An 8,988-nucleotide genomic window follows, 5' to 3' on the forward strand; every position below is an offset into this window, starting at 1 on the left:
TGCAAAACCATGCTTCGCGGCGACACTTCATCCCCAACGAGACTATGGACAAACAATCACAGAGCACGCGGACAATCCGATTTGCGACCGTGGGGCTATTCACAAAGCGAATTGCGACGATTTATTTTGTCGCGTTCTTGTTGGCTGGATACTGTACGCACCGAACGCCCGAGTGGGTAGGCAAGACTGGGTGAACTTTTTCGTCTTTCTCGCTACGTTGTCGGGCTCCGGTTCGTTTTCCGATTGCTTTCGATTTCCCAAGTATTTTTCTGATTCATGGCCGTACTGATTCAACTCCGCGATGCGCACAAACGCTTCGGCGATCAAGTTCTCCTTGACGGAGCCAACGTGAGCCTCGTCGACGACGTCAAAGTCGGCTTTGTGGGTCGAAACGGAGCCGGCAAATCCACCCTCCTTCGCATCCTGCTCGGCGAGGAAGATGTCGAAAAAGGCGATGTGATCCACCACCCGACCCTCCGGATCGGCTACCTCCGCCAACACGATCCTTTCCGAGAAGGCGAGTCGGCCCTCGATTTCCTGATGCGCGACAGCGGGGCACCGGATTGGCAGTGCGGTCAGGTCGCCGGTCAATTTGAACTCAAAGGCGAATACCTTGAGGGTCCCGTCAAGGCACTCTCGGGAGGATGGCAAACTCGCGTCAAACTGGCCGCGTTGCTGCTGCACGATCCGAACCTGCTAATGCTCGACGAGCCGACCAACTTCCTCGACCTGCGGACGCAGATTCTGCTCGAACACTTTCTCAAGGACTTCAACAAAGCCGCCCTCATCGTCAGCCACGATCGCGCGTTCTTGAAGGCAACGTGCAGCCAAACCCTCGAACTCAGCAAGGGACAACTGACGATGTTCCCTGGCAAAATTCACGACTTCCTCGAATTCCGTGAAGAGCGACGCGAACACGACCGCCGCGTCAACGCGACCGTCATCGCCAAACAAAAACAGCTCAAACAGTTCATCGACAAGAACCGAGCCAATGCGTCCACGGCGAGCCAAGCTCGCAGCAAAGCCAAACAACTCGAGAAACTGCAAACCGTCGAATTGGAAGTCGACGAACCAACTGTCCGCATCCGCGCGCCTCGCGTTCAACCACGCCAAGGCACTGCCGTCCGGTGCGACAAACTCGCGATCGGCTACCCCGACCACCGCGTTGCCGAAGACATCTCGCTCGAGATCGAACACGGCCAGCGAGCCGCAATCGTCGGTGATAACGGCCAGGGAAAAACGACCATGCTGCGAACCCTCGTGCATTCGCTCGAACCGCTCGAGGGCACGCTAAAATGGGGACACGGAATCGAAATCGGGACGTACGCGCAGCACGTGTACTCAAGCCTCGATGAACGCCAAACCATCCTCGAACATCTGGAGTACGCGTCCGATCCCGAAACAACCAGGCAAGACGTCCTGGCGATGGCCGGGTCGTTGCTGTTTCGCGATGAAGCGATCCACAAGAAGATCAAAGTACTCAGCGGGGGCGAACGTGCTCGCGTTTGCATGGCCAGCCTCCTGCTCGGCACCGCGAACGTCCTCGTGCTCGACGAACCCGGTAACCACCTCGATGTCGAAACGGTCGAAGCACTCGCCGAAGCCCTGCGGCTCTACAAAGGCACGGTCATCTTCACCAGCCACGATCGTCACTTCATGGCCCGCGTCGCAACGAACGTTATCGAAGTCCGCGACGGCCGCGTGCGAAACTACTTCGGCAGTTACGACACGTACTGCGAAGCGGTCGAAAAAGAAGTCTCTGAAGGCGAACGTCAACGCAACGCCGCCGCAGGAAAACAAAACAGCAAGAACAACTCCGGTTCAAAAAACAGTCGCCAAAATCAGAAAGAGCAACGCAAAACCGGCAAAGAACTGAAGAATCTCGAACGCAAGATCGCCAGACTCGACGACGAAAAACGGGAACTCAACGAGCAACTACTCACCGAGACCGATCCCGGCGAAGCGGTCCGGTTGCACGAACAGGTCAAAGCGATCGAAGTCGAACTCAGCGAAGCGGAAGAGAAATGGTTGGAACTGAGCGACTTCTAATCGCGCCAACAACGAATTGTTGATATCAGCTGTATTTTCACGCGAGGCCTCTTGTTGCAGATCCTCATGCACCAGGATCTTTGACAAGATCCACGACCGCCTCCCCGAAAACCGAACTGCGCCGAAAGACTAGCTGTCCACAATCTCCTGCGACCGCGGAGTCCCCTTAACGCTCCCTTACGTCCAACCAACCGGCTCAATCGTCAAACCTCTCCCGATCGCTTCGTCGATCCGGCTGCGAACTTCTAAAATACGCGTGCCGTAGGACGAGAACGCTAGGCGACGTTTTCGCACGAAACCCACGGCAACGTTTTCCCGCTTGAGTTTTTTTGATCACTCGCGGATACCCGTCCCATCCGCGCTCACCAACGAAGGTGCGACGGAAGGACACATTCAGTTCGCCACGGAAGACGACGAGGCTTGCAGGCGCGGGTAGGTTTGGGAAACAACCTTTGCCCCGTCGATTGGATGGCCCATGCGCACTCGCAAAATTCAACCAACCCGAACTTTGCTGCTCTCATCGGCGATGGCGTTGTTGTCGGTCCTGGCGGTCAATGCGACCTACGGCTTTGATCCGAACTACGACAGCGACGGGGATCAATCCGCGATTCGATTCGTCTCCGAAGACCGCAGCGTTTGCATCCGCAGCGACTTTCCAGGCGGGCGAGTCAACCGATGCGTTCAAATCGGCCCGAACGAGTTCGACCTCCTGATCCGTCCTGAACAACAACCGATCAACGACAGTGCATGGTACGCGTTCCAAGTTCGCGCAACGCGGCCCTGCGAGCTAACCATCCGGCTTCGATACGACGGCGGGACTCATCGCTACGCGCCCTTAATCAGTCGCGATGGAGAAACATGGTTCCCCGCCGATCGTTTGGTCACCGCGGTGCACCCGTTTGGTAAACAAGCTGTCCTGCAGGTCCGCGTCGATTCCGAACCGCTGTGGGTTTCGGCGCGACAACTGCTCACCAACCACACCGTCGACGAGTGGATCGAAAAGATCGCCAAACGTGACTACGTCGACGACGACGTGATCGGTTTCTCCGTCGAAAACCGCCCCATTCGACGCCTGACAATTTCCGAATCCCGCTCACCGGCAACGATCTTCTTGATGGCTCGGCAACATCCGACTGAGATCACCGGGATGATCGGCCTGATGAGATTTGTGGAGGCGATCTCGGCTCAAACCGACCGTGCCTCCAAGTTCCGAAAACAATTCACGACCATCGTTGTCCCGACGGCAAACCCGGACGGAGTGGCCCGAGGACACTGGCGATGCAACGCGTCCGGCGTTGACTTGAACCGAGACTGGAAACACTTCACCCAGCCTGAAACCCAAGCGCTTCGTCGCGAACTGCTCTCATACCGCACCGCGGGCAGACGTTCGCTGTACCTTTTCCTCGACTTCCACTCCACTTACGAGGACGTCTTCTACACCGCAGAAGATGTCGACCAAGCGTTCCCGCCTAACTTCACCTCGGCGTGGCTCGGCGCGTTGCAACGACGATTTGCATGGTACAACGTCAACCACGATGCATCGCACAACTCAAACCGCACCACATCCAAAGCCTGGGTACGCGACACTCTCGATGTTGCCGCGGTGACCTATGAATTCGGCGACACCACGAAACCAAACGAGATCGCTGAACTCGCCAACGGAAGCGCCGATGAAATGATGCGTCTACTCGTACAACGACGAACAGATCACCTGCAACAACAGCAACAACTCGTCAGCACCCAACCCGCCCCGGCCCAATAACGGCGACTCCGTAGCCTGATCCCGTGACTGGTTTCGCCAAAATTCAGACGCCATACGTCTTGGTGACCGCGACTACGTTATCCCTCGAGATTCAGCCGCTTGATGATATAACGTTTGCAGATTCGAAAATAAGTCACCATCGAATCGATATCGATCCATTCATCAATGGCGTGCAGGTTACCAACCAACGGACGCGACAGATTCACCGGGATGCCATGATCTCGAAAGAATCGCCCATCGCTACCACCGGAGGCTCGCACCATGGAAACCTGATCACCGGTCACCTCTTGAGTCGCTTCACTGAACAGCGGGTCCGGTGCGAGATGCGTCGGCTCCGCCGTCATCAGGGGTTCAATTTCGCACCCCGAACCGAGACACTCGGTCACCTCGGCCAACATCGACGCGACGTCGTGCGGTGGCGGGAAACGGATATCCACGACGGCGGACGCACGCGAGGGAATTCGGTTCACAGTCGTGTTCTCGGTCTCACACATGGTAATGCTGCACGTGGGAAACCAATGGTTGACTTGTTCGCTGATCGGCTCGGACGGCCAATAGGTCGCGAAGTGATTTCCTAACCGAGTCAGCCGCAACATCAGCCTCTCGATCGCATTTTCACCGAGCCACGGCCTCGCCCCGTGAGCCTCTCGTCCGGCCTGTGTGATTCGCGCATGGATGACACCTTTCTCTTCCACCGTGATATCCGTCAGCGAACCACCATCGGGAATAATCGCCACGCCGCAACGCAGCCCCACCTCGTCGACGAGGAAACGAACGCCATCCTCACCGCCGCGTTCCTCGTCCGACGTCACCGCGAGCCCGACACTCACACCGGGATGATGACGATGCAGCGTCCGCATCAACTCCACCATGATCGCGATCTGCCCCTTCATGTCTCCGCTGCCGGGCCCGTAGATGCGTCCGTCTTCGACGGTCGAGTGATACCCGTCGGGCTCGGAATGCTCGATCACGTCGAGGTGCCCACACAACAAAACATCCGGAGATTCACACCCGTGCGGACGGACCACTAACGATTGATGCCCGTTCCGCTCATAACTATCGAGCCGCAATCCTTCGGTCGCATCAAGGTGATGCCGCAGGAACTCAAAACACCTCGTTCGTTCCTCCGGACGACTCTCTGTACTCGCGATCAAAATCATGTCGCGAGTCAGCGAGGTCAAACGCGATTTCAGGTTCTCAAGATCGTTCGTAGCAGACAAAAAGTTAACCGTCGTTGAATGGCTTCGTTTGGGTAGACATCAACACCAGAGTCTAACACGAATGATCGGCGTGTATCCGCCATGTCGCAACCGCCCCGACCAGTCATTCGCTGGTCAGGCGAGCCGAACTTTTCGAACCGACACCTAATCGCGGTCCGCCGTCCAACCTCCAGGCATGTCATTTTCGGCGACCTGCAGGAACCGTCGGCACTCCTGCGAATCGTCACCAATGCAAATGAACTGCCCTTTGTGGACCAAACCATCGGATCCAAAATTGAAGTTCAGTGGCAATACACCACGTCGACTCCCCAAGTGAAACAAGTGTCCCTTTTCTTCGAGCGTTTTCAACAATTTTGACGCCGTCACCGGATGAGCCAAACGCAGATTCCGCAACAACCACGCCCCTTCCGGGTGAAAATGCTTGGCGAGCAACGATGGATACGTCGCCCCGGTCACTCTCGCGTTGATTTCGCAAACGTAAACCTCCGGCTCCGTCTGTCCTTCACGCTCCACCACCAACCAGTCGATGCTCGCGGTGCCTCGGTATCCCGTTTCGTGCAGCCAACGCCCCACCGTCTCGGCCTGCCGCATGGTCTCCTCACGCAGGCCCGGCATTTCGTCGAGGTACGGTGGTGGCGACTCGTTGCCTTCGTGAATGTTGTGCTCGCTCAGTATCTGCTCCGTCATATCGAAGGCATAGACATGCCTTTCGTCCAGGAACAACTGCGTGCTCGGACTACGGATCTGCTCCACCCCGAGCCGCCCTGGCGAAAGCCAACCCTGTACCAAACAAGGACCTTCGTGGAAGAAGTACCTCGGTACTTCCGCGAGCGAATCCACATCGCCGAGCCCCGAGAGTTTCATCATCCCGACACCGGAGGCACCGATCTGCGAACGCACGACCGCGCTATCAAACCCCTGCGAATGCAAACTCCGAGCACACGCCGCGATTTCGTCCGGCCCACCGGCAAACTCAGTCGGAACGGTGGGCAAATTTTGGTCAACCAAGAATTTTTGCAACAACCCTTTGTTGTTCCCCGCTTGGCTCGCACTCGTCGAAGAAATGGTCCGGCACCCGAGCCGATCGGCCAACCGAGGCAACACTTCATCGGTCACATAACCATCCGCCCATGCGTTGTCCGACGAAGTGCTGATCGAAACCAACGGATCATCCGCATCGAGCAATTCACTCAGCGGCACGTCGGGTCGACTCGCAATCAGTTTCCCCAAACGCGTGTAGTGCTCGTGAGGCAAAACGCAAATGCGTGGCAACTCTAACCCCAACTCCTCTGATAAATATCGGCACAACGCCGGATCAGGCTTGCGTTCGACGACCAACACGTTGTCGGGTCCTTCGAACAGGATATTCAAAATCGGGATCAATCGAGCACTGTACGAATCGAGTTCGCCGACCTCCTCGCTAAGCACACGGGTTTGTTCTTCGTTCCCGAAAAACAGGGCCAGCAGGTTGGCGAAGAACACCGCCCGACGAGGCCACATCGGTGGCATCTGCCCTCGTGTATCGACAAACAGCGGACGGTCAACGTGTGCCGATGAATTCATCTACTAACGAACCTTGCCGGAGAAAGACGGTCGCGTTGGGGGACGGTATCGAACACGTCGATGCTACCACAATCGACAAGGTCCTGTTCGTATCCCGCCGCGATCATGTTTCGCCCACCGTCGGTCATGGCAAGTCGCTGAGCGAGCGACTCTGAATCACTCACCTTGTCGTGGGTGATACAGTGTTGCCACGCCGCCAACGCGATTGCCCCCGAATCATTCTTCAATTCGATAGGCCCGTCATAGAAACGCGCCGTGTCGCTGAGTTTGCGATGACAAACCGCGATCAACGCTCCTGCCAACAATGTGTCTTCACCGGTGATCGCGCCATTCGTGCCGGCGCAGACGATGCGAACCAATCCCGATGCCTTTGGCGGAGCACCGGAACCGGATGACGCATCCTGAACAGAAACATCCGAGACCTCGTCGATGATGGCATCGGCAACTGAACTCAGGTTTGCAAAGCACGCGAGCATCATCACGTCGCAATCCGAGGCAGCATCAATCGCTCGTGTTCCGTTGGTGGTCGTCATGACAATGTCACGCTGCCCCACGCCCGCCGGTGAATATTCTCCCGGCGAGTTTCCATAGTCGAATCCGTCGATCGGTCGACATTCACGTTCACCACACAGCAGTGGCAACGAATCCGAAGACGCGCTGCGTTTCATCTCAAACGCTTGCTCGATATCCGAACAGGTCGTCACCGACCGGGCACCAGCGGCAATCGCGGTCGCAATGACCGTCGTCGCTCGCAACACATCAATGACTACGCACACACGAGCATGCGATCGTTCATGATCCGCGACCGCATAAGGGGACAACCAAGTTTCAATTTGCATTCGTTAGTATCGATCTTGTTCGGGTTCGGCATGCACAACCGCCCGGTCGTCATCGAGATGCACGTGGATGACACTCGGGCTGCAACAAACGGGACAATCCTCGACATAGGTTTGATCTTGACCGCCCGCGAGGTCAACCGGGATCACAATCTCTTCACCACAATTATCGCAAACATACGTCGCGTCGTCATCGACATGCGTGAAGTGGCCATTCTCGCTGCCGTCGCGTGCTTCGCTGCCGATATCGCCGGCGTCTCCGCTGACACCACGAACTCCACCGAGACGGCTCTCTTCCCAATTTGTCATCTGAATATTCCTTCAATGGATGTACCAAACGAATCCCGAACAACATCTACACTGAGTCTATCGGCTAGGCCGCGACCGGGCGAGAAAAGAATCGCCCCCTGCGGTAATTAATCGCACGCGACGCGCACACTACGCCCGGTCAATTTCCACGTCCTGCCACTCACCGTGTCGCAGTCGTTGCTGAGGGACAAAACGAGCCTTGTAATTCAAATGCGGATTGCTGGCGACGTACAAACCGAGATATGCCCATCGCCGCTGATGCTCGACGGCCCACTGCACCTGTTTCAACACCGCCAACGTTCCGACACTGTACCGACTCGCTTCGGGATCAAAGTGCGTGTACACGGCGCTGATGCTGTTTTCACCCACATCCATAATCGACACGCCGATCAAGCGGTCGCCTTGGCAGATTTCCAGTTCCAACGTCGGCCAACAAGAGTCGGTCAGGAAAGCGTGGTACTCCGAATCACCGATCGCGGGACTGTTGCCGAGACCACGGCCGACCCGATGAGCGTTGTAAAGCGCAACCCGTTGCTCATCGACAACCGGCAACTGCCATTTCAAAGTCAGCTCCCTCGCGGCTCGCTTCAGCACCCGTTTGAACGAACTACCGATGCGAAACTTTGCCACGTCGAGCCGCGTCGGTTCGCATGCAAAACAGGGGGCACAGTGCGTGTAGTACAACAACGTGCCGCTGCGCCGAAAACCGCCCTCGAGCAGCAAATCGACCTCCCGGCCGCTGAGCGTTTGGATCGGATAATACAGCGGCATCCGAGCGATCGTTGAATCCAAATAGGGACACTCCGAAGCCGAATCCTGCACGTTCATCAAACGATCGAGCACCGGCAATGCCTGTACCGGAAAACCACCATGCGAAGACGCCGACACGAAACCGATCACCTGCTCAAAGAACACCTAACTCGAATGCACCGCAGTCATTGTACCTGAACCGAAACGGTGCAACGCGGATTCACATATCGCACACCACCATGTCGTCCAACCGCACCGGAAAACGACTCGGTTTGCCGGTCGCTGCCGCTAACGAAACCACTGCGACAACGCGGCCGCGTGAATCATGTCGAACGCCGTTGCGGTCGGCGACTCCTCCACATCCGGCCGTAAATACTCGCCGATCATTCGATCCGTTCGCTCGGAATCGTTCTCAATACGATGCAACCACAGTGACTTCAACCGTCCCAACACTATCGAACATGTCCGGCCGCAGAATAAGCAGCGCGCTGTCGGCAAC

At 56.8% G+C, this 8,988-nt stretch carries 7 protein-coding genes and 1 pseudogene; 2 read left to right on the forward strand and 6 right to left on the reverse strand.

Annotated elements, in window-relative coordinates:
* Positions 1 to 276: 276 nt before the first annotated feature.
* Both RSSM_RS30825 and RSSM_RS30830 read left to right on the forward strand, forming a co-directional pair.
* On the forward strand, positions 277 to 2,049 hold the full coding sequence (locus tag RSSM_RS30825) for an ABC-F family ATP-binding cassette domain-containing protein (RefSeq protein WP_008689303.1): 1,773 nt from the start codon (positions 277 to 279) through the stop codon (positions 2,047 to 2,049).
* Between the two features lie 475 nt (positions 2,050 to 2,524).
* Positions 2,525 to 3,811 (forward strand): M14 family metallopeptidase, encoded by a 1,287-nt coding sequence (locus RSSM_RS30830; protein ID WP_008689306.1) that lies wholly within the window; start codon positions 2,525 to 2,527, stop codon positions 3,809 to 3,811.
* Between the two features lie 77 nt (positions 3,812 to 3,888).
* On the opposite strand, the gene RSSM_RS30835 is transcribed toward RSSM_RS30830, so the two are convergent.
* From RSSM_RS30835 to RSSM_RS32865, 6 genes and pseudogenes are all read right to left on the reverse strand, one after another.
* Positions 3,889 to 5,031, reverse strand: a complete 1,143-nt coding sequence (locus RSSM_RS30835; protein ID WP_008689308.1) for a M20 family metallopeptidase — start codon at positions 5,029 to 5,031, stop codon at positions 3,889 to 3,891.
* 144 nt (positions 5,032 to 5,175) lie between these two features.
* Complete coding sequence (locus RSSM_RS30840; protein WP_008689310.1) at positions 5,176 to 6,594, reverse strand: ATP-grasp domain-containing protein; 1,419 nt, start codon at positions 6,592 to 6,594, stop codon at positions 5,176 to 5,178.
* Positions 6,591 to 7,433: a 2-phosphosulfolactate phosphatase gene (locus tag RSSM_RS30845; protein WP_008689311.1), complete on the reverse strand. Its 843-nt coding sequence runs from the start codon at positions 7,431 to 7,433 to the stop codon at positions 6,591 to 6,593. Before RSSM_RS30845 ends, RSSM_RS30840 begins: the two co-directional genes overlap by 4 nt.
* A 3-nt stretch (positions 7,434 to 7,436) precedes the next feature.
* Positions 7,437 to 7,739 (reverse strand): CPXCG motif-containing cysteine-rich protein, encoded by a 303-nt coding sequence (locus tag RSSM_RS30850; protein ID WP_008689313.1) that lies wholly within the window; start codon positions 7,737 to 7,739, stop codon positions 7,437 to 7,439.
* Between the two features lie 129 nt (positions 7,740 to 7,868).
* Positions 7,869 to 8,627, reverse strand: coding sequence for an arginyltransferase (locus RSSM_RS30855; protein WP_236621515.1), 759 nt, complete (start codon positions 8,625 to 8,627; stop codon positions 7,869 to 7,871).
* A 150-nt stretch (positions 8,628 to 8,777) separates the two neighbouring features.
* Positions 8,778 to 8,988: pseudogene (locus tag RSSM_RS32865) on the reverse strand (hypothetical protein); the annotation flags it as partial.

It is taken from the genome of Aporhodopirellula sallentina SM41 (assembly GCF_000346505.1).
Classification (GTDB): domain Bacteria; phylum Planctomycetota; class Planctomycetia; order Pirellulales; family Pirellulaceae; genus Rhodopirellula; species Rhodopirellula sallentina.

What these genes read in the sequence shown, in the direction of transcription:
- RSSM_RS30825 (WP_008689303.1), top strand. Translation starts at nt 277, where the DNA reads ATGGCCGTACTGATTCAACTCCGCGATGCGCACAAACGCTTCGGCGAT.
- RSSM_RS30830 (WP_008689306.1), top strand. Translation starts at nt 2,525, where the DNA reads ATGCGCACTCGCAAAATTCAACCAACCCGAACTTTGCTGCTCTCATCG.
- RSSM_RS30840 (WP_008689310.1), bottom strand. Translation starts at nt 6,594, where the DNA reads ATGAATTCATCGGCACACGTTGACCGTCCGCTGTTTGTCGATACACGA.
- RSSM_RS30845 (WP_008689311.1), bottom strand. Translation starts at nt 7,433, where the DNA reads ATGCAAATTGAAACTTGGTTGTCCCCTTATGCGGTCGCGGATCATGAA.
- RSSM_RS30850 (WP_008689313.1), bottom strand. Translation starts at nt 7,739, where the DNA reads ATGACAAATTGGGAAGAGAGCCGTCTCGGTGGAGTTCGTGGTGTCAGC.